Source organism: Streptomyces sp. NPDC046939 (genome assembly GCF_040644575.1).
Classification (GTDB): Bacteria; Actinomycetota; Actinomycetes; order Streptomycetales; family Streptomycetaceae; genus Streptomyces.
This window is the reverse complement of record NZ_JBEYWV010000002.1, coordinates 328,102-347,913: the sequence shown is the minus strand read 5'-3', so window position 1 is coordinate 347,913 and position 19,812 is coordinate 328,102. Positions and strand designations below refer to the sequence as shown.

21 protein-coding genes and 1 riboswitch are annotated in these 19,812 nt (G+C 73.0%); of the genes, 9 read left to right on the top strand and 12 right to left on the bottom strand.

Annotation, left to right across the window (positions count from 1 at the left end):
• Positions 1 to 146 precede the first annotated feature (146 nt).
• Positions 147 to 317 carry a hypothetical protein gene (locus ABZ877_RS03875; protein ID WP_361063795.1) on the top strand — a complete coding sequence of 57 codons (171 nt, stop codon included), beginning with the start codon at positions 147 to 149 and terminating at the stop codon, positions 315 to 317.
• A 37-nt stretch (positions 318 to 354) separates the two neighbouring features.
• Here the strand turns inward: ABZ877_RS03875 and ABZ877_RS03870 are convergent, their stop codons facing one another.
• From ABZ877_RS03870 to ABZ877_RS03850, 5 genes are all read right to left on the bottom strand, one after another.
• Positions 355 to 1,170 (bottom strand): galactosyltransferase-related protein, encoded by an 816-nt coding sequence (locus ABZ877_RS03870; RefSeq protein ID WP_361063792.1) that lies wholly within the window; start codon positions 1,168 to 1,170, stop codon positions 355 to 357.
• Positions 1,155 to 2,171 carry a glycosyltransferase gene (locus tag ABZ877_RS03865; protein ID WP_361063789.1) on the bottom strand — a complete coding sequence of 339 codons (1,017 nt, stop codon included), beginning with the start codon at positions 2,169 to 2,171 and terminating at the stop codon, positions 1,155 to 1,157. Before ABZ877_RS03865 ends, ABZ877_RS03870 begins: the two co-directional genes overlap by 16 nt.
• The gene (locus ABZ877_RS03860) at positions 2,168 to 3,235 is read right to left on the bottom strand and encodes a glycosyltransferase (RefSeq protein WP_361063786.1); all 1,068 of its coding nucleotides are present in this window, start codon (positions 3,233 to 3,235) and stop codon (positions 2,168 to 2,170) included. Before ABZ877_RS03860 ends, ABZ877_RS03865 begins: the two co-directional genes overlap by 4 nt.
• Positions 3,232 to 4,248 (bottom strand): glycosyltransferase family 1 protein, encoded by a 1,017-nt coding sequence (locus ABZ877_RS03855; RefSeq protein WP_361063783.1) that lies wholly within the window; start codon positions 4,246 to 4,248, stop codon positions 3,232 to 3,234. The genes ABZ877_RS03860 and ABZ877_RS03855 overlap by 4 nt, the downstream gene beginning before the upstream one ends.
• A gap of 207 nt (positions 4,249 to 4,455) precedes the next feature.
• Entirely contained in the window at positions 4,456 to 5,148 is a 693-nt protein-coding gene (locus ABZ877_RS03850; RefSeq protein WP_361063781.1) for a TetR/AcrR family transcriptional regulator, read from the bottom strand.
• 124 nt (positions 5,149 to 5,272) lie between these two features.
• Here ABZ877_RS03850 and ABZ877_RS03845 point away from each other — a divergent pair, with 124 nt between their 5' ends.
• Positions 5,273 to 5,836, top strand: a complete 564-nt coding sequence (locus tag ABZ877_RS03845; protein ID WP_361063778.1) for an NADPH-dependent FMN reductase — start codon at positions 5,273 to 5,275, stop codon at positions 5,834 to 5,836.
• Positions 5,837 to 5,906: 70 nt separating this feature from the next.
• Here the strand turns inward: ABZ877_RS03845 and ABZ877_RS03840 are convergent, their stop codons facing one another.
• The 4 genes from ABZ877_RS03840 to ABZ877_RS03825 all read right to left on the bottom strand — a co-directional run bounded on the left by ABZ877_RS03840 (position 5,907) and on the right by ABZ877_RS03825 (position 10,399).
• Positions 5,907 to 7,244 carry an NtaA/DmoA family FMN-dependent monooxygenase gene (locus tag ABZ877_RS03840; RefSeq protein ID WP_361063775.1) on the bottom strand — a complete coding sequence of 446 codons (1,338 nt, stop codon included), beginning with the start codon at positions 7,242 to 7,244 and terminating at the stop codon, positions 5,907 to 5,909.
• Between the two features lie 20 nt (positions 7,245 to 7,264).
• Positions 7,265 to 8,473, bottom strand: a complete 1,209-nt coding sequence (locus ABZ877_RS03835; protein ID WP_361063772.1) for an LLM class flavin-dependent oxidoreductase — start codon at positions 8,471 to 8,473, stop codon at positions 7,265 to 7,267.
• 172 nt (positions 8,474 to 8,645) lie between these two features.
• Positions 8,646 to 9,305: a YceI family protein gene (locus ABZ877_RS03830; protein ID WP_361063771.1), complete on the bottom strand. Its 660-nt coding sequence runs from the start codon at positions 9,303 to 9,305 to the stop codon at positions 8,646 to 8,648.
• A 167-nt stretch (positions 9,306 to 9,472) separates the two neighbouring features.
• Positions 9,473 to 10,399: an SDR family oxidoreductase gene (locus ABZ877_RS03825; RefSeq protein WP_361063768.1), complete on the bottom strand. Its 927-nt coding sequence runs from the start codon at positions 10,397 to 10,399 to the stop codon at positions 9,473 to 9,475.
• 131 nt (positions 10,400 to 10,530) lie between these two features.
• Here ABZ877_RS03825 and ABZ877_RS03820 point away from each other — a divergent pair, with 131 nt between their 5' ends.
• On the top strand, positions 10,531 to 11,097 hold the full coding sequence (locus ABZ877_RS03820; RefSeq protein WP_361063765.1) for a TetR family transcriptional regulator: 567 nt from the start codon (positions 10,531 to 10,533) through the stop codon (positions 11,095 to 11,097).
• A 498-nt stretch (positions 11,098 to 11,595) separates the two neighbouring features.
• Here the strand turns inward: ABZ877_RS03820 and ABZ877_RS03815 are convergent, their stop codons facing one another.
• A complete protein-coding gene (locus tag ABZ877_RS03815) occupies positions 11,596 to 12,153 on the bottom strand; it encodes a DUF3592 domain-containing protein (RefSeq protein WP_361063761.1) in 558 nt (185 codons plus the stop codon).
• The gene (locus ABZ877_RS03810; protein WP_361063758.1) at positions 12,150 to 12,752 is read right to left on the bottom strand and encodes a TetR family transcriptional regulator; all 603 of its coding nucleotides are present in this window, start codon (positions 12,750 to 12,752) and stop codon (positions 12,150 to 12,152) included. The genes ABZ877_RS03815 and ABZ877_RS03810 overlap by 4 nt, the downstream gene beginning before the upstream one ends.
• Before the next feature lie 81 nt (positions 12,753 to 12,833).
• Here ABZ877_RS03810 and ABZ877_RS03805 point away from each other — a divergent pair, with 81 nt between their 5' ends.
• Complete coding sequence (locus ABZ877_RS03805; protein ID WP_361063755.1) at positions 12,834 to 13,808, top strand: oxidoreductase; 975 nt, start codon at positions 12,834 to 12,836, stop codon at positions 13,806 to 13,808.
• A gap of 80 nt (positions 13,809 to 13,888) precedes the next feature.
• Positions 13,889 to 15,151, top strand: coding sequence for a phospholipase D-like domain-containing protein (locus tag ABZ877_RS03800; protein WP_361063752.1), 1,263 nt, complete (start codon positions 13,889 to 13,891; stop codon positions 15,149 to 15,151).
• 12 nt (positions 15,152 to 15,163) lie between these two features.
• Here the strand turns inward: ABZ877_RS03800 and ABZ877_RS03795 are convergent, their stop codons facing one another.
• The gene (locus tag ABZ877_RS03795; RefSeq protein ID WP_361063749.1) at positions 15,164 to 15,877 is read right to left on the bottom strand and encodes a class I SAM-dependent methyltransferase; all 714 of its coding nucleotides are present in this window, start codon (positions 15,875 to 15,877) and stop codon (positions 15,164 to 15,166) included.
• A gap of 309 nt (positions 15,878 to 16,186) precedes the next feature.
• On the opposite strand from ABZ877_RS03795, the gene rho reads away from it, so the two are divergent.
• From rho to ABZ877_RS03775, 4 genes are all read left to right on the top strand, one after another.
• Complete coding sequence (gene rho, locus ABZ877_RS03790) at positions 16,187 to 17,320, top strand: transcription termination factor Rho (RefSeq protein WP_361063747.1); 1,134 nt, start codon at positions 16,187 to 16,189, stop codon at positions 17,318 to 17,320.
• Between the two features lie 30 nt (positions 17,321 to 17,350).
• Positions 17,351 to 17,842, top strand: coding sequence for a GNAT family N-acetyltransferase (locus tag ABZ877_RS03785; protein WP_361063744.1), 492 nt, complete (start codon positions 17,351 to 17,353; stop codon positions 17,840 to 17,842).
• Between the two features lie 76 nt (positions 17,843 to 17,918).
• Positions 17,919 to 18,422, top strand: a complete 504-nt coding sequence (locus ABZ877_RS03780; RefSeq protein WP_361063742.1) for an inorganic diphosphatase — start codon at positions 17,919 to 17,921, stop codon at positions 18,420 to 18,422.
• A 28-nt stretch (positions 18,423 to 18,450) separates the two neighbouring features.
• A riboswitch (cobalamin riboswitch) is annotated at positions 18,451 to 18,671 on the top strand.
• 30 nt (positions 18,672 to 18,701) lie between these two features.
• Positions 18,702 to 19,793: a HoxN/HupN/NixA family nickel/cobalt transporter gene (locus ABZ877_RS03775; RefSeq protein ID WP_361063739.1), complete on the top strand. Its 1,092-nt coding sequence runs from the start codon at positions 18,702 to 18,704 to the stop codon at positions 19,791 to 19,793.
• Positions 19,794 to 19,812 lie beyond the last annotated feature (19 nt).

Genomic DNA, 19,812 nt, shown 5'->3' with positions numbered 1-19,812 from the left:
CGCCCGCCGCTGCCGACCTGGACGAAAGGGTGTTTCCTGAGGTCAAGGGGGAACCCGGCACAGCGAATTTCCGGACCGTTCCCCATCCCCCTTTTCCATCTACCACCACTTCCCATCCCCATCCCCATCCCCCCAGGAGCAGAGCCATGAGCGAGCACACCCCCTCCCAGGCCGAGGGCGACACCGGCGACGACGCCCGCGACCCCGACGGCCCGGCCACGCAGCAGGAGGAGCACCGCGACGTGCCGCGCACCACGCCGTCCCAGGCCGAGGGCGACGCGGACGACGGCGAGGGGGCCGACGGCCCCGAGCAGTAGGGCAGGCGCCCGGCGACGCGGCCGTCCGGCGCCCGGTTCAGGTCCTGTGCCAGGCGTCGGCGGCCCGGTCGTGCGCCACGAGCCCTTCCTCCTCGAACGCGCGAAGCCAGCCCTCCATCGGCCAGGTGCCCCAACGCCGCTTGTACAGGGCCCCGTTGCGCAGGATGTCGTCGATGTGCTGGACCGGCGGGTGGTGGGTCGGATGGTACTGGTGGTGGGCGGGCGCGCCGCCCACCCACCACAGGTCCACGCCCCGGCGGGCGGCGGTGGCGGCGAAGTCGGTGTCCTCGCCGCCGTACCCGGTGTAGTCCTCGCAGAAGCCGCCGATCCGCCGCCAGGTGCGGGCGGTGAGCGCGAAGGAGAGGGACCAGAAGAGGTGAGGGTCGCCTCCGCGCTCGACCTGACCGGCGGGCGGTGCGGGCCGCGCCGGGTGCGGCGGGGCGAGGCGGTCCAGGTCGTCGAGGCGGTAGCCGCCGGGCGGCGGGGGCGGCAGGTAGGCGACCGTGCCGCACAGCAGCGCCCCGTCCTCGGCGACGCGCGCGTACGTGTCCAGGAGCGTGGGGCCCGGTACGCAGTCCACGTCGAGGAAGACGAGGAGTTCCGCGCCGCCCGCCAGGGCCCGCGCGGCGCCTTCGTTGCGGGCCGCGGCGAGCGGGAGCCGGCCGTCGGCGAGGGACAGGGTGACGACCTGCGCGGCCGGTGTCCGGCCAGCGAGGAGCGGGCCGATGCCGGGGTCGGCCATGGAGACGACGACGTACTGGTCAGGGGTGCGCACGCCGCGCGCGAGCCCGTCCTGTTGCAGCAGCAGGTGCGGGTGGCGCCCGGCCGCGAGGGTGATCACCGCGCTGCGCATACGGGCTGCCTGGGTGAGCGGGAGGCCAGGTCGGTGAGGAGGCGTGCGGCGCGCGTGGCCCCGTCGCCGTGGGTCCAGGCGGACCAGCGGTTGGGCCGGGCCGCCGTCTCTTCAAGGAGGGCGGGCCATGCGTGCGCGGGAGGCCATGATTCCCGTACGGTCGCCAGGTCCGCCGCGCGCAACGCCCGTGCCGTGGCGTGCTGTTCGCCGTGCGGGCGGTCCTGAGGGACGACGAGGGTGGGGGCTCCGGCGGCGGCGCACTCCGCGACGGCGTTCTGCCCGGCGTGGGTGACGACGACGCGGGCGCGGCACAGCAGGGGCCACGGGTCGTCGGTCCAGGCCGCTTCTTCGCCGCCGAGGACGGTCCAGGTCCAGTCGGGGGTCGCGCGGCGCGCCTCGCGCAGTGCGGACGCGGTGGGTCCGGTGCCGCCCGCGCCCATCAGCACGACCACCTCGTTGCCGGGCGGGGCGGTGGCGGGTCTGGGGCGTCCGTCGAACCGCGAGATGCTGCCCGTGTGCAGCGTCTTGTCGTACCAGGGGGCGGGCCAGCCCGGTTCGGGCAGGGACCGGGGCCAGGGGGCGAGGAGGGCGTCCGCGAGGTCGTAGGCCAGGCGGTGCGCGGGGTCCGAGCGGTCGCCGCGCATGGCCGTCACGACGACGGGGACACCCATGAGCCGGGCGAGGACGGCGACCTCCACGGACACGTCAGTGACGAAGAGGGACGGGGTCTCGCGTCCGATCCACTCGGCGATGGCGCCCATCCGTTCGCGGTGTCCCGGGTGGTGGCACGGCACCCAGTGCAGCCGTCCCCGGGCGGTGGGGTCGACCGGGTCGTCCGTGGTGTCGGGCGGCAGCGCCACCCAGGGGCCCGTCCAGTCGGCGGGCCGGGGCAGCGAGGACAGCAGCGTGACGGGGGCCGGTACGTGTGCGGCGACGCACTGGGCGCGGTGCAGGTGGCCGCGCCCCTGGTGGTGCACGTAGTAGCCGATGGGCCCGGTCACCCGGACACCTCCTCGTAGAGGGCGGTGTAGGCGTCGGCGGTGCGGTCGAGCGCGCAGAACTCCTCGGCGCGGGCGCGGGCGGCCCGCCGGTCGAGCCTCATGACGCGCGGGATCAGGTCGGCGAGGGCCTGGACGTCGCCCGGCGGCGCGAGCAGCCCGCATTCCGGGGTGAGGATCTCGGCGAGGGCGCCGCGGTCGAAGCCGCAGACGGGGGTCGCGCAGGCCAGCGCCTCGGCGACGACGAGCCCGTACGGCTCGTCCCAGCTCGGTGTGACCAGCGCGGCGGCGGACTCCCGCAGGAGTGCGGCGAGGCCGCGCCGGTCGATGTGGCCGACGTACTCGGCGCCGTCGCCGAGCAGCGGCGCCACCTCCGCGTCGAAGTAGGCCCGGTCCGAGACCGGCCCGGCGAGCCGCAGCGGGACCCCGGCCGCGCGCGCCGCCCGGATCGCCAGGTGGGGGCCTTTCTCGGGGACGAGGCGGCCGGACCAGAGCAGGCCGTCGCCGCCGGGGCCGGGCTGCCAGAAGTCGGTGTCGACGCCGTTGCGCACGACGCGCGCGGCGGGGACGAGCGGCTGCCAGGCGGAGGCCGTGAACGCGCTGACGGCGGTGAACGCGACCGGGCAGGCGTCCGGGGTCTGGATCGCGGACTCCAGCCAGGGCGTGGGAGGGGTGTGCAGGGTGGTGATGACCGGGACGCGCAGCGTGGACGCCATCGCGACGGGGAGGTGGTGCAGGCTGTTGTTGTGCACGACGTCGAACCGCCGCTCCCCGTCGCGCGCCAGCTCCAGCATGAGCATCAGGTACGCGTGGTGCTCCTCCATCCACCGGGCGCTGGGCATGCTGGCGTCCGCGCGGGCCGCCGCGCTCAACCGGACCTTGCGCACGGGGAGTTCGCGGGCGCCGAGCGCCGGGTCGGAGCCGGGCGCCGCGAACAGTTCCACGTGGTGGCCGCGCTTGACGAGCGCGTGCGCGAGGCCCCAGGTGTGGGCTTCGAGACCGCCCGCGAAGGGTTCGCTGATCGGATGGCGCGCGGACGCGATGAGCGCCACCCGCATCGCGGTCATCGGAGCACGTCCGCGTAGAGGGCGCGGTGTGCGGCGGCGACCTGCACACGTTCGTTTCTCCGTGCCCGCGCGGTCGCCTTCGGTGCGGGACGCTCCTGGTATGCGGTGAGCACCGCTTTGCGCAGTGACTCCTCGTCGAGTCCGCCCTCCTGGGTGTGTCCGTACGTGTGACAGGGGCGCTGCTGGGCGTAGTAGCCGCAGTCGGGGGCGGCGACGGCGGTGCCGAGGTCGTGGCAGGCCTCCAGCCAGCCGGAGTGGGTGCCGAACACGTAGGGCAGCACGGACAGGTCGAGGGATTCGAGGTACGCGTACAGCTGGGCGTCGTCGAAGTAGTCGTGCACGTCGAGCCGGAGGCGGCCCTGTGCGGCGAGGTCGTTCAGCTCGCTCATGAGGTGCGGGGCGTGGGCGGGCGAGCCGGGTTCCGCGACGTCGCGGTGGACGTCGACCTGGAGCTGGGCGCCGGGGAGTTCGGCGACCGTCGCCGCGAGGGTGCGGACGACGGGGAGCACGGACATGTTGGGCCGCAGGCTCTTGGCGTGCACCCCCACCCGGAAGCCGTCGTGGACGGGCCGAGGGCGGTCGAGGCGGTCGAGTCCGACGACGTGCGGGTGGGGCAGGACCGTGGCCGTGCGGTCCCAGCGCTCCTGGACGGCCTGGGCGGCCCCGGCGGTGAGGGTGAGGAGGCGGTCGGCGGCCGGGACGAGGACGTCCAGGGCGGCGGCGTGGAGCGCCGGGTCGGGCTGATGCGGGTTGCGCAGGTCGTGGACGGTGTAGACGAGGGGCTTGCGGTGCCGACGCAAAGTGTCGACCAGCGCGGCGAGTTGGTCGGGGCGCTGGGCGTCGAAGCCGAAGTGCAGGTGGAACAGGTCGAAGTCCTGGTGGTGGGCGTCGATCCAGGCCGGGTCGAGCATGACCGGCGGCCACCATCGCTGCGAGGTGCTGGGCGCGCCGTTCGGGCGGGGATCCGCCAGCCGGGTGACGCCGTCCGGCTCCAGTGCGGAGCAGTGCCGCACATACACATGTCCTGCGGGTACCGAGGCGACACGTATTTCGCTGTGGGACCGGGTGGGAGAAGACATGTGTGCGCTCAAGGCAACTCCTAGGTCCGGGGACGCGTGTCACCTAGTGTGCGAAGGTGTGCGCGGTTGCGCACGTCGAGTCACATGTCGTCACACAGATGCCGCAGATGCCGGTGTCACCCCGGGGGTTTCCCGACCGGTTCAGCGCGGTCCGGGTGCGCCCGTCGTCCCCGTGATCCTGGCGACGAGGTCGTTCCAGCCCGCCTCCAGCCGTTCCAGCGGCATGTCGCACCGCTTCGTCAGGTAGTGGATCAGCGCCGGGTCGAGGTAGCCCATCAGCGCCTGCGCCTGGAGCACGCAGTCGGCGTCGGGGACGAGTTCGCGCAGCAGGATCGTGACGTGGGTGGCGAGCACCCGGTGCGAGGGGTGGGCGAGGCGGCGCGCGGGCTCCGGCTGCGCGGCCAGGTGCAACTCCAGTTGGGCCACGGACCAGCGCAGCACGGCCTTGCCGAAGGCGCGCAGCCGTTCGTCGGCGGGCGCGCCGGGGCCGAGCGGCGGCGGGCCGCTCATCAGGTCGGCCTGGAGCTGCTTGGTGGTGTGGTCGAGGAGCGCGGTCAGCAGTCCGGTGCGGTCGCCGAAGCGGCGGAAGACCGTGCCCTTGCCCACCTGCGCCGCGGCGGCGACGGCCTCCATGGTGACGCCCGCCGGGCCGTGCTCAGCGACGAGCCGGGCGGCCGCCTCCAGGAGCCGGGCCCGGTTGCGCGCGGCGTCGGCGCGCAGGCAGGGCTCGTCGTCCGCGGCGGGGCCGATCGTGAGCAGGAAGGGCTCGGACGCGGGGTCGGGCGACGCCGGGATCTCGGTCGGGCGCTGGGACATGAACACAGCGTAAAGCATTCCCGGTCGAACTGGACCGTGGTCCGCTTAGGGTGCTAGAACAGTAAACGGACCTCGGTCCGGATCGCTTTCCGGATCGTCTCCGGACCGTAGAGAGTCTTTTGTTCGCCCCTTTGGAGTCCCCATGTCTGTTCGTATCCTCACGCTCGTCGGCAGCCTCCGCGCCGGTTCGCACAACCGCCAGCTCGCCGAGGCGGCCGTCAAGCTCGCGCCCGAGGGTGCCGAGGTCGAGCTGTTCGAGGGCCTGGCCGAGATCCCGTTCTACAACGAGGACATCGACGTCGAGGGCAGCGTCCCCGCCGCCGCCGCGAAGCTCCGCGAGGCCGCGCAGAACGCCGACGCGTTCCTGCTCCTCACGCCCGAGTACAACGGCACGATCCCGGCCGTCCTGAAGAACGGCATCGACTGGCTGTCCCGCCCGTACGGCGCCGGCGCCTTCGGCGGCAAGCCCGTCGTCGTCGGCGGCACCGCCTTCGGCCAGTACGGCGGCGTGTGGGCGCAGGACGAGGTCCGCAAGGCCGTGGGCATCGCGGGCGGCAAGGTGATCGAGGACGTCAAGATCTCCATCCCGTCCTCCCTGACCCGCTTCGCCGAGACACACCCGGTGGACGACGCGGAGGTCGCCGAGCAGCTCACCGAGCTCCTCACCCGCCTGCACGGCCACGCGGGCGAGGCCGTCGCCGCCTGACCCCCACCATGTGACGAAGCGGCCCGGGCCCGACGGTCCGGGCCGCTTCGCATGCGCGCGCTCGCACGCCCTAGACGAGGCCCAGGTGGTGGCGGAGGGTCGGGCCCTCGTAGTCGGTGCGGAAGACGCCGCGCTCCTGGAGGAGCGGCACGACCTGGTCGGCGAAGGCGTCGAGGCCGCCCGGGGTGATGTGCGGGACGAGGATGAAGCCGTCGCTGGCGTCGGCCTGGACGAGGTCGTTGATGGCGGCGGCGACGGTGGCCGGGGTGCCGACGAAGCTCTGCCGGTTGCCTGTGTTGATGACGAGGTCGCGGATGGACCAGTTGTTGGCGGCGGCCAGTTCGCGCCACTCGCGGGCCGTGGCGAGCGGGTCGCGGTACATGCGGACCTGGGCGCGGCCCTCGGCGATGTGGTGGTCGCTGACGTCCGGGGCGATGTCGGGCAGCGGCCCCTCGGGGTCGTATCCGCTCAGGTCACGGTTCCAGACGAACTCCAGGTGCTTGATCGCGGTGGCGCCGCTGACCTGGCGGCGGCGTACGTCCCGGGCCTTCTCCTCCGCCTCGGCGTCGGTGTCGCCGAGGACGAAGGTGGCGGCGGGCAGGATCTTGAGCTGGTCGGGGCGGCGCCCGTACGCGGCGAGGCGGCGCTTGACGTCCGCGTAGAACGCCTGGCCCTCCTTGAGCGTGGCGTACCGGCTGAAGATCGCGTCGGCGCTGGACGCGGCGAATTCGCGGCCCTCCTCCGAATCGCCCGCCTGGAAGATCACGGGGCGGCCCTGCGGGGAGCGGGGGACGTTGAACTGACCGTGGATGTCGAAGTGCTGCCCGGTGTGGACGAAGGAGCCCGCCTTCGCGTCGTTCAGGAAGACGCCGGTGGCCTGGTCGGCGAGGATCTCGTCGCCGTGCCAGGAGTCGAAGAGTTCGTTCGCGGTGGTCAGGAACTCCTTGGCGCGGGAGTACCGCTCCTCCTTGGGCAGGAAGCCGCCGCGCCGGAAGTTCTCGCCGGTGAAGGCGTCCCAGGAGGTGACGACGTTCCAGGCGGCGCGGCCGCCGGAGAGGTGGTCGAGGCTGGCGAACTGGCGGGCCACCTCATAGGGCTCGTTGAACGTGGAGTTGATGGTGCCGGTCAGGCCGAGCCGGTCGGTGACGGCGGCGAGCGCGGCAAGGACGGTGAAGGTGTCGGGCCGGCCGACGACGTCCAGGTCGTATATCTGCCCGCCCTGCTCCCGCAGCCGCAGCCCCTCGGCGAGGAAGAGGAAGTCGAACTTGGCGCGCTCGGCGGTCCGCGCGAAGTGCGCGAACGAGCTGAACTCGATGTGACTGCCGGCCTCCGGGTCGCTCCACACGGTGGTGTTGTTGACGCCGGGGAAGTGGGCGGCGAGGTGGATCTGCTTCAGCGGCTTGCTCATGTCGTTCTTCTCCGTCCGGCTCAGACCGTGGCAGGTGCCGTCGTGGTGGCCGCGTAGCGGTTGGCGGGCCGGGCGAGCCCGAGCAGTCCGCGCAGGGTGTCGGCCTCGTACGCGCGCCGGAAGACGCCCCGGCGCTGTAGCTCGGGGACGAGGCCACGGGTGATCGCGGGCAGGTCGTGGGCGAGGACGGCGGGCCGCAGCCGGAACCCGGTCAGCCCCGCCGACTGCAACTCCTGCAATAGATCGGCCAGTTGGGTGGGCGACCCTGCGAAGATCCGGGCGTCGCTGGTGTACGCCTCCCCCGTGACGGCGTCGAGCCGCACCCGGCGCGCCTGCGCGGCGGCGGGGTCCTCGTCGAGGAAGACGACGAGGTCACCGAAGACGTGCAGCGGCTCCCCCGCGCGGCCCGCCGCCTCCTGCTCGGCGCGGATCTCGGCGACGATCGCGCGGGCCTCGCCTTCGTCGTGCGGGGTGACGTAGCCGATGTCGGCCTGCCGGGCCACGAGGCGGTACGGGACGCTCTGGTGGGCGAGGGCGCTGACGACCGGCTGGCCCTGCGGCGGGCGCGGGGTGATCGAGGGGCCCTTCACGCTGAAGTGGCGGCCCTCGAAGTCGATGTAGTGCAGCTTGTGGCGGTCGATGAAGCGCCCCGTGGCCTCGTCGCGGATCTCCGCGTCGTCCTCCCAGCTGTCCCAGAGGCGCCGGACGACCTCGACGTAGTCGGCAGCCTCGTCGAAGAGGTCGGCCAGCAGCTCGGGGCCGGACTGCGGCAGGGTGCGGCGGCCGAAGTGGGCGGCCTCGTTCGGCCGCGCGGAGACCTGGACGCGCAGCCCGGCCCGGCCGGTGCTCACGTAGTCGAGGGTGGCGACGGCCTTGGAGAGGTGGAACGGCTCCGTGTGCGTGACGACCGCGGTCGGCACCAGCCCGATGTGGCGGGTGAGCGGGGCGATGCGCGCGGCGGTCAGGACCGCGTCGAGGCGGCCGCGCACCTGATCGGTGCGGCCGTCGGGCTCGAAGGGGTGCGAGGACTGGAGGCCGAGCCCGTCCTCGAAGGTGACGAAGTCGAGCAGCCCGCGCTCGGCCTCGGCGACCAGGTCCGCCCAGTACGCGGCGGTGAACAAGTCGCGCGGCCGGGCCGCCGGTTCGCGCCAGGAGGCCGGGTGCCAGCCGGTGCCGTCGAGGGCGACGGCTAGGTGCAGGGCGGGGGCGGGGGTGGGGCGTGCGGACACAGCGGTGCCTCCCGAGAAGGGGTTGCGGCAGGTTCGTAGCTGTATGTCTAACAGGCCGGTGAACGATAAATCGTTGCAGATGCATGAAATCTGCCGGGCGCCCCGCGCCCCACACAGCGGCGCCCTCCGCCGACCGGGTGTCGGGGAGGGCGCAGCGGGGCATCGTCCGCCGCTACTCCAGCGGCGTGGCGCGGATCGCGGAGATGTCGAACTGGAGCCGTACCTTCTCGCTCACCATCATGCCGCCCGCCTCCAGGCGCTGGTTGTAGACCAGGCCCCAGTCGGTGCGGTCGATGGTGGTGGTGCCGTCGAACCCGGCCCGCTCGAAGCCGAACGGGTCTAGGACCGAACCCAGGTAGTCGAGGTGCAGCTCGACGGGCCGGGTGACGCCCTTGATGGTCAGATCACCGGTCATCCGGAACGTCTCGCCGCCCTCGTGGGTCGTGGCGGTGGAACGGAACACCATCTCCGGGTGGCGCCGCGCGTCGAAGAAGTCCTTGCCGACGAGGTGCGCGTCCCGCTGCTCCACGCCCGTGTCGACGCTGGCGACGCGGATGACGATCTCGGCCCGCGACCGCTCGGGCCGCGCCCCGTCGAGGTACAGCTTGCTGTCGTAGTCGGCGAAGGCGCCGCGCACCGTCGTGACCATCGCGTGCCGCACGGAGAAGCCGACCCGGCTGTGCGGGCGGTCGATGATCCACTCACCGGTCAGCGCGCGCAGCGCCGGGTCGAGGGCGACACCGGAGGCGGCGGTCGCCGGGAACGGCGTGCCGGGGCCGACGTCGGGCGTCGGCTCGAGGGTCGCGGTGGGGCGACGGCTGAAGATACCCATGAGGTCGTCGTCTCCTTCGAGTCTGATCGGTCCGTGCTATCACGCGGCCGTCGCCCGTCCCTGGCGAGATGAGGGGCCTCGTCCGGGTTCCATGGAGCGGCCCGGAAAGATGCACAGGATCAGCACGAATGAGGATGCACGGACAGGTGGCCCGGCATCACACAGCGTCAGCGGTCGGAACGCGGCATGAAGTAGTGCCCCGCATCGAGGTCTTCAAGCAGGCCGGGCCGCGCCGGTTCCCAGCCGAGGAGGGCGCGGGTGCGCTCGCCGGAGGCCGGGCTGTCCACGCCGAGGACGTTCGCCAGCCAGCCGAAGTGGGCGGGCGCCTCCTCCGGCGTGACCGAGGCGACCGGCACGTCGAGGTGGCGTCCGATCACCTCGGCGACGGAGCGGATCGGCACGCCCTCGTCGCCGACGGCGTGCAGCACGGTGCCCGCGGGCGCCTTCTCCAGGGCGAGGACGAACAGCCGGGCGGCGTCGTCGCGGTGCACGGCGGGCCAGCGGGCGGAGCCGTCGCCGATGTAGGCGGAGACCTTCTTCTCGCGGGCGGTGGCGATCATGGCGGGGACGAAGCCCTGGTCCCCGTCGCCGTGCACGGTCGGGGGCAGCCGTACGACGGACGAGCGCACGCCGTGGTCGGCGAGGGCGACGACCGCCTGCGCGTTGGCCATCCGCCGGGAGGGGCCGCTCGCCTGCTCGTCCGGTGCGGAACCGTCCGCCTCGGTGGCGACGCGACCGGGCGCGATGCCGAGGAGGCCGGAGGCGATGACGAACGGGCGACCGGTGCCGGCCAGCGCCTCGCCGATCGTGTCGATGGCGCGCCGGTCGTCGGCGGCGGCCCGCTCGAAGTCGCCGCTGAAGGCGATGTCGTGCTTGAAGGCGAGGTGCAGGACGCCGTCGGAGTCGGCCGCCGCGTCGCGCAGCGTCCCGAGATCGTCGAGCGAGCCGCGCACGACGTGGGCGCCGGCGGCGGTGAGGGCGGCGGCCGAGGCGTCCGAGCGGGCGAGCCCGACGACCTCGTGGCCCTGGTCGATGAGGTGCGGGACCACGGCGGAACCGATCCAGCCGGAAGCGCCGGTGACGAAGACACGCATGGGAAGACCTCCACGAGGCAGTGCGACAGGAAGCGATGTCAGTAACTGTCATCGCCTCCTCGACAGTAACACCCATGTCAGTCACCGTCATCACTCTGATGTCAGTCACGGTCGTCACATAGGATCGGGACATGAGCCGATGGGAACCGAACGCGCGGGGCCGCCTGGAGCGCGCGGCGCTGGACCTCTACCGCGAGCACGGGTTCGAGCAGACCACCGCCGCGCAGATCGCCGAGCGCGCCGGTCTCACCGAGCGGACGTTCTTCCGGCACTACGCCGACAAGCGCGAGGTGCTCTTCGGCGGGGCGTCAGTCATGGAGGAGTTCTTCGTGGAGACGCTCACCGGGGCGCCCGAGACGGCCGGGCCCCTGGACGCGATCGCCGCGACGCTGCACGCGGCCGGTGCACTCTTCGAGGGGCGCTACGAGTTCGCCCGGCAGCGCCAGGAGATCATCATGGCCAGCCCCGAGCTGCGCGAGCGCGAGCTGAACAAGCTGGCGTCCCTCTCGCGGGCGGTCGCCGACACGCTGGAGCGGCGTGGCGTACCGGCCGACGCCGCGCACCTCGCGGCGGAAGTCGGCACAGCCGTGTTCAAGGTGGGCTTCGAACGCTGGATCGGCTCGGACGGGACGAGGCCGCTGGAGGACTTCCTCGGGGAAGCGCTGAGGGAACTGCGGGCCCTGACGGCGGGCTGCTGACTGGCCCGCCGCGGCGAGGTATCCGGCGCGGCCCCAGGAGTCACCGCGCCGGTCGGGAGGCGCCCTTCGCTAGCGGGACGGAACCGGCAGCCACAGGCATCGCGGCGCCGGACCCTCGACGCCGCAGCTGCGGAACCTGACCGCGGGCCACTGACTAGCCCGCCGACCCGGCGAGGCAACCGGCGCCGCCCCAGAGGTCACCGTTCCGGCCGGGACGCGCCCTTCGCGAGCGGCACGGACCCGGCGGCCCCAGGCATCACGACGCCGGACCCTCGACGCCGCAGTTGCGAGACCTGACCGCGGGCCGCTGACGCCGCGAGGTGACCAGCGCGGCCCCGGCGGTCACCGTGCCGACCGGGACGCGCCCTTCGCGAGCGGCACGGACCCGGCAGCCCCAGGCATCGCAGCGCCGGACCCTCCACGCCACAGCTGCGGAACCTGACCGCGGGCCACGGACCAGCCCCCCGACGCGGCAAGATGACCGGCGCCGCCCAAGAGTCACCGCGCCGACCGGGACACGCCCTTTGCTAGCGGGACGGAACCGGCAGCCCCAGGCATCGCAGCACCGGGACCTCCACGCCGCCGTCGGCGCCGTACGAGCGCGATCGTCGTCCCGGTCGCGGTGATCAGCAGGCCGACGCCGCCGAAGATGAGCGGCAGCAGCCACAGGGAGAGGAACCCGTTGATCCGGGCGTCCTCGGGGGAATCGGGCCGGTACAGCACCTCCACCCGCTCCCCCTCGTCGTAGGCGGGCGGCTTGGAGCCCGTCGAGCTTCGGAACGTCCTGCGCTCGCCGTCCGCCGACGTGAACGCGACCACGGGGTAGGCGACCGGCCCGTCGGAGGACCGCTTCCTGCGGGTGCCGCCGCTGTGGTCCTCGCGCCACTCCAGGGCGACCACCGTGCCCGGCGCCCGCTCGGCGTGCGCCACGTACGAGGCCGACACCCCCGCCATGATCGCCCCGATGACCAGGAACAGCGCCCCGAACGCGAGCAGCGCGACGGTGATCCACCGGGCGGCGGCGCCGCGCCCGCGCGCCCGCATCACGCCCCTCACCGGTCCAGCGCTCCGGCGACGACCGCGAACGCCTCGTCGAGGAGGGCCACCGGGTCCCGCGCCGCGTCGCTCGCGCTCCAGCGCTCCAGGACGACGTGGAACGCGTTGAGCGCGGTGCCCGCGGCGAGGCGCGGGTAGAGGTCGGTCGCGGGGTCGAGGCCGACGCGGGCCGCAAGCTCATCGGCGAGGTCGTCGCGCCACTGGGCCTGGCGCTCCAGGAACCGGGCGTGCAGCGCCGGGGTGCGCAGGATCAACTGGACGACGCGCAGGGCCCGTTCGGAATCGGCGGCGCAGGTGGTGACCGGCACGCGCACCGCGTGCAGCAGCGCCTCGGCGGGCGCCTCCCCGGCCGGGCGTCCGGCGAGGGCGGCGCGCATGTCCGCGCCCATGCCGGCCAGGAACTGGACGACGACGTCCTCCTTGGACGCGAAGTACCGGAAGAAGGTCCGCTTGGAGACTCCGGCCGCCGCGACGATCTCGTCGACGGTCACCGCGTCGAAGCCCTTGAGCGCGAGCAGTTGCAGCGCCGCCTCGGTCAGTTCGTCCGACACGAGCTGCCGCTTGCGCTGGGCCAGGCTCAGGTGGGGTCGCGTGGTCACCCGCCCACCCTACATCCCATGCCGGAAGTGGCACCCAGTATCACCTTGACACCAAGTGCCATCGGGGTCAGGCTGTGCCGCATGAGTGAGATGCGCGGGACGGACGAGCAGGGCGCGGCGCGCGGACAGCGCTGGATCGCCGACCGGATCCCCGGCCAGACGGGCCGGGTCGCCGTCGTCACGGGAGCGGCGGGCGGACTCGGCCGCGCGGCGACGCGGGCCCTCGCGCGGCGGGGCGCACACGTGATCCTCGCCGTGCGCGACCCGGCGAAGGGCCGGGCAGCCGCCGCGAGGATCACCGCGGAACACCCGGACGCGCGGCTCGACGTGCGCAGGCTCGACCTCTCCGACCTCGACTCGGTCCGCGCGTTCGCCGACGGCGTGCGGGCCGACCACCCGCGCGTCGACCTCCTGCTCAACAACGCGGGCGTGATGGCGCCGCCCCGCACGCTCGGCGCCCAGGGCCACGAGATCCAGTTCGCGACGAACCACCTCGGACACTTCGCGCTCACCGGCCTCCTCCTCGACCCGCTGTCCCGGGCGACGGAAGCCCGCGTGGTCACGGTGAGCTCGCTCGAACACCGCAAGGGCCGTATCGACTTCGCCGACCTGGACGGCGCGCGCCGCTACGACCCGATGGCCGCCTACCGGCAGTCGAAGCTGGCCAACGCCTTGTTCGGCCTCGAACTGCACCGCCGCCTCACCGCGGCCGCCGCCCCGCCGCGCAGCGTGCTCGCCCACCCGGGGTACGCCGCGACCGGCCTCCAGACCAACGGCACGGTACGGCTGCCGCGCCTCATCTTCGGCCACCTGGCGAGGCCCTTGGCGCAGTCCGCCGAGCGGGGCGCGCTGCCGCTCCTGTACGCGGCCACCGAACCCGGCGTCCGGGGCGGCGAGTTCATCGGCCCCGACGGCCGGGGCGGCCTGCGTGGCGCACCGACTCGGGTCGAACCAGCGCCGTCGGCCACCGATGCCGAGGCGGCGCGCCGACTGTGGGAGGTCTCGGAGGAGCTGACGAAGGTACGTTTCCGGCTCCCCGCCCTCCGGGAGCCGTGAACCGCTCTCAAGGGGCCCAAGGGCCGTGCCAGGATCGGGCGTTCGCACCGACCGACCCGTCCCACCCACGAGGTACCCCCTTGCGCTGGAGACCCGCGTTCCGTGCCGTCGCCCTGTCCGCCGCCCTGTGCGCGGCCGTCCTGAGCCCGGCGGGCCCGGCCCCCGCCGCGCCGCAGGCGGTGACCACCGAAGCCGTCTTCAACAACCCCGTCGGCACCGCCGCCGAGCAGCAGGCCGTGGTGCGCCGCCAGGTCGAGCTGGTCGACGGGGCGCCCGCCGGTTCCCGCGTCCGCCTCGCGATGTACTACGCCGACGACCCCACGCTCAGCGACGCGCTGATCGCCGCCCACGCGCGCGGGGGACGGGTTCAGGCCATCTTCGACCACAAGGCCGTCTCCATGGCCCCGTACCAGAGCCCCCTCGCGGCGCTCGGCTCCGACACCGCGAAGACGTCCTGGGTGCACGAGTGCGGGGCGGGCCGCGGCTGCGTCGGGACGCGCACGCTGGGCACGGTCGACGCCATCAACCACAACAAGTTCCTGCTCCTGTCGCAGACGCAGGGCACGCCGAACGTGGTCGTGCAGTCGTCGGCGAACCTGCACAACGGCCGCGACGGCACGAAGGGCTGGAACAACGCGCTGGTCCTGACCGGCAACGACAAGATCTACGCCGCGTACGACGCCTACTTCGACGACCTCGCGGCCGGCAAGGCGAACAACAACTACTACGACACCGGCCGCGCTCCGGTGACGTCCGGCGCGGCCAAGGCGCACTTCTACCCGCGCGCCGAGAGCAACGGCAAGCCGTACGACGACGCCTCCGAGGACACCGTCGCGACCGTGCTCGACCACGTGCAGTGCTTCGGCAACACCAAGTACGGCACGACCGACAACCACCGCACCCGCATCCGCGTCTCCATGACCATCTTCAGCCGCCCCTATCTGGCGCAGCGGCTCGTCGCCCTCGACGCGGCGGGCTGCTACGTGGAGGTCTCCGAGACGTACAACCCGTCCAGCGCGCTGGAGAAGCAGTCGTTGCAGTACCTGCTCGCGAAGACGTCCAGCGCCTACAACGGCGTGATCACGAAGTACTACTGCCAGGCCGACCCGGTCTGGATCCACGACAAGTACCTGCTCGTCGAGGGCAACTACTACGACGGCCCCGACCGCAAGATCGTGTGGACAGGCAGCCACAACTGGAGCGGCAACTCCCTGCGGCAGAGCGACGAGACGATGCTGCAACTGGAGGACGACGCCGTGCACGACGCGTACGTGGCGAACTTCAACGAACTGCGCGCCGCGACGACGCACCAGCCCGCGAACGGCGCCGCGATCGCCTGCTGACCAGCGCGGGGGTCAGGAGCGGCGGGTGGCCACGACGAGGCGGCAGCGCGGGCTGCCGTCGGGCCGCTCGCCCAGCTCCGGCAGCGCCCGCAGCGCGACGTCGAACCCGGCCGCCGCGAGCTCCCGCCGTACGTCGCCGAGCCGGAACGGCCGGTAGTACATGACGAACGGCGGGCGCCACAGGGCGTTGCGCACCCGCATGACGGTGTCGAAGCCGAGCGTCGTCCAGTACGCGGGTGACCCCGGCGGCGCGGGAGCGGGCAGCGGGAAAGCGAACTGCCCGCCTACGCGCAGTACTTGACGCACCTGGGTGAAGAGGTCCGGGTACTGGCCGGGCAGGAAGTGCCCGAACGCGCCGAAGCTCACCACCAGGTCGAAGACGGGCCCGAAGGGCAGCGCGAGGGCGTCGGCGCGCACATAGGAGGCGGCCGGTTCGCCCTCGCGCGCGACACCCAGCATCCCCGCGCTGAAGTCGACGCCCACGGTCCGCCCGGCGCACACCTCGCGCAGCACGCCGAGCCCCGCCCCGGTCCCGCAGCACAGGTCGAGCCCGTCCCCGTACGGGCCGAGGTCGCGCAGCGCCCGGGCGACCGGCGTGAGCACGCTGTCCGGCGTACGGAACGGGGTGCGGTCGAACTTCGGGGCGAGCAGGTCGTAGCCGCGCTCGACCGAGGACAGCGCCTGGACGGCCAGCTCGCGGAAGGTGGGGCCCTGGGGTGTGAACATGGCGGCTCAGCATAGGTCGGCGCGCCCGTGAAGTCCGCCGGTGCCGTCCACCCGGATGTGAGTGCTACACTCCGAGTGGCACGTGTGTACGCCCCCTCCGTGGCGCCGGTGCCGATCCTCTCGCTTCACAGCGATCTCTCTTTGTCAGCGCCTCAGCGCGCGCGTCTTCCGGCCTCGGGCTGTCCTGCCCGTCTCGCACGGGGCGTGATGTTCCGCCCCGCCTCGCGCCGGTCCTCCCTTCCCTCGTCTTCCCTTCCCTCTTCTCCACTCCGCGTACGCACGGCGTCCGCGAAAGGACCGTGATCGACCATGACCACCACCACACTTGAAGCACCGGACACCGCCGTACGGACGGCGTCCGGCGTCCTCGACATCGGCGCGAACGGGGCGGGGCACCTGCGCGCCGCCGGCCTGCTGCCGACCTCCCGCGACGTCCAGGTCCCCGCCGCGCTCGTCCGCAGGTTCGGGCTGCGCAAGGGCGACTTCGTCGACGGGCTGTGCGCCAGGCCGCACACCCTCACCCACGTGGAGACCGTCGACGGCGCACCCGCCGACGCCGTCCGCGACCGTCCCCGCTTCGGCGACCTCACCCCGGTGCACCCCTCGCAGCGCCTGCGCCTGGAGAGCCCGGGGAGCGGCCTCGGGGGCCGTGTCGTCGATCTCTTCGCGCCGGTCGGCAAGGGGCAGCGCGGACTGCTCGTCGCGCCGCCGAGGACCGGCAAGACCGTCCTGCTGCAACAGCTCGCCGCCGCCGTCGCCGCGAACCACCCCGAGGCCCATCTCATGGTGCTGCTCGTCGACGAACGGCCCGAGGAGGTCACCGACATGCGGCGCTCCGTGCGCGGCGACGTGTACGCCTCCACCTTCGACCAGCCCGCCAAGGCCCACATCGCGCTCGCCGAACTCGTCGTCGAACGCGCGAAGCGCCTGGTCGAGCGGGGCCGCGACGTCGTGATCCTGCTCGACTCCCTCACCCGCCTGTGCCGCGCCCACAACAACGCGGCGTCCTCCGGCGGCCGCACCCTCTCCGGCGGTGTCGACGCCGCCGCCCTGCTCGGCCCCAAGCGTCTGTTCGGGGCCGCGCGCGACACCGAGAAGGCCGGCTCCCTGACGATCCTCGCCACCGCCCTCGTCGACACCGGCTCCCGCGCCGACGACTACTTCTTCGAGGAGCTGAAGAGCACCGGCAACATGGAGCTGCGCCTGGACCGCGCGCTCGCCGACCGCCGCGTCCACCCGGCCGTCGACCTCGCCCCGTCCGGCACCCGCCGCGAGGAACTCCTGCTCAGTCCGGCGGAGTTGGCGGCCGAGCGCGGCCTGCGCCGCGCGCTCCAGAACCGCGACGGGCACTCCTCCTACGAGGCGCTGCTCGACAAGCTCCGCCACACCCCGGACAACGCCGCGTTCGTCCGCCAGATCCACTCGACGGTACCCACGCACTGAGACCGCGCCCGTATGCGTAATACTCGACGCATGACATCGAGCATTACGCGCCCGGGCGGTGACCCCGCCGTCACGGTGCGCCGGGCCACCGCGCGCGACGCCCGGCGCCTGACCCGGCTCGTGCGCGGCTCCCGCGCCTACGAGGGCCCGTACGCGCCGATGGTCGCGGACTACCGGGTGGGCCCCGACTACATCGAGGCGCACCGGGTCTTCGTCGCGGTCTCCGTGGCCGACGACCGCGTGCTCGGCTTCTACTCCCTGCTCCTCGCCCCGCCGGAGCTGGACCTGATGTTCGTCGCGAACGACGCGCAGGGGCTCGGCATCGGGCGCCTCCTCGTCGCGCACATGCGGGGCGAGGCGCACGCCGCCGGGCTCGACCACGTACGCGTCGTCTCCCACCCGCCGGCCGAGGGGTTCTACCGCAGCGTCGGGGCGCTGCGCACCGGCACGGCGCCCGCCCGTCCCCCGGCCGTCGCATGGGACCGTCCTGAACTCGTCTTCCCCATCGCCCCCGCCGTCTGAGGGGTTCCGCCCCCGGCCCGCGCGGCGCACACTCGGTGGCAATTCGAGCGGGCGGCAATGCGGCAAGGAGGCCACATTGGGCGGCAGCGAGACGCGCGGCGACGCGTTCGACGTGATCGTGGAGATCCCGCAGGGCTCCCGGAACAAGTACGAGATGGACCATGAACTCGGGCGGATCCGGCTCGACCGGATGCTGTTCACCTCGACCCAGTACCCCGCGGACTACGGCTACGTACAAGGCACCCTCGGCGGCGACGGCGACCCGCTGGACGCGCTCGTGCTGACCGGCGACGCGACGTTCCCCGGCTGCGTCATCGAGTGCCGGGCCATCGGCATGTTCGTGATGAGCGACGAGAAGGGACCGGACGAGAAGATCCTGTGCGTGCCCGCGCACGACCCGCGCCACGCGGAGACCCAGGACATCGAGGACCTCCCCGAGTTCGACCGCCTGGAGATCACCCACTTCTTCGAGGTCTACAAGGACCTGGAGCCCGGCAAGTCCGTGGAGGGCTCGCACTGGGAGGGCCGGGACAAGGCGTACGAGGAGATCCGGCGGGCGCGCGAACGCCGGGAGGGGTAGCCGCCCGAGGCGCCGCGGAGCCCGTCCTCTAAGGTGGGCGGGCCGTGGTGCTCGGGAAGACCGGTGACGGCCCCCAGGGGTCAAGTCCGGAGCGGCCCTCGCCACTGTGATCGGGTTCCGTACCGCCCTCGGGCCGGTGCGGAGCACGCCGTTCCACCAGGCCACTGGCCGCCTCCGGGCGGCTGGGAAGGCAGGAGCGGCGGCGCATGCCCGTAAGCCAGGAGACCGGCCACGGCATCTCACGAAGTGATCCACGAGGTGCTGGAGCGTGATCAAGGCATGACCCTGCCCGGGAACCCCTCTCCCTTCCGCTGGCGCCGGGAGGACACCGTCCGTACGGCGGGCCTCCTGGCGGTGATCGCGGCGCTGCACGTCGTCGCGTTCGGCGTGCTGTTCCTGCTGGTCGTCCCCGAGCACTACGAGGTCGGGGACAAGGCGTTCGGCATCGGCCTCGGCGTCACCGCGTACACGCTCGGAATGCGGCACGCGTTCGACGCCGACCACATCGCGGCGATCGACAACACGACCCGCAAGCTGATGGCGGACGGCAAGCGGCCCGTCTCGGTCGGGTTCTGGTTCGCGCTCGGCCACTCCAGCGTGGTCGTGGCGATGGCGGCGCTGGTGGCGGGCGGCGCGGCGCTCGCCGGAACGCTGCTGAACGACGAGTCCCGCACCCACCAGGTCCTCGGCGTCGTCGGCACGACGGTGTCGGGCACCTTCCTGTACCTGATCGCGGCGCTCAACCTGGTGGCGCTCGTCGGCATCCTCCGGGTCTTCCGGGCGATGCGCGAGGGCACGTACGACGAGCGGGAGCTGGAAGCGCACCTGGATTCGCGGGGCTTCATGAACCGCGTCCTCGGCCGCTTCACCAGGTCCATCACCCGCCCCGGCCAGATGTACCCGCTGGGCTTCCTCTTCGGCCTCGGCTTCGACACGGCGACCGAGGTGACGCTGATGGTGATGGCGGGCAGCGGAGCGGCCGCCGGCCTCCCCTGGTACGCGATCCTGTGCCTGCCCCTGCTCTTCGCGGCGGGCATGAGCCTGTTCGACACCCTGGACGGCACGTTCATGAACTTCGCGTACCAGTGGGCGTTCTCCAACCCGGTGCGCAAGGTGTTCTACAACCTCACGATCACCGGGCTCTCCATCGCGGTCGCGTTCTTCATCGGCACGATCGAGCTGGTCGGCGTCCTGCACGAGAAGCTCGCCCTGACGGACGCCGTGACCGGCTGGATCGCCGGCCTCGACCTCGACAACGTGGGCTACGTCATCGTCGGCCTGTTCGTCGCGGTGTGGGCGGCGGCGCTCGCCTACTGGCACCTGGCCCGGGTCGAGCAGCGCTGGTCGGCGCGGGTCGCCGAGGGTGGTTAGCGGCGGGCTGGTGGGCCTG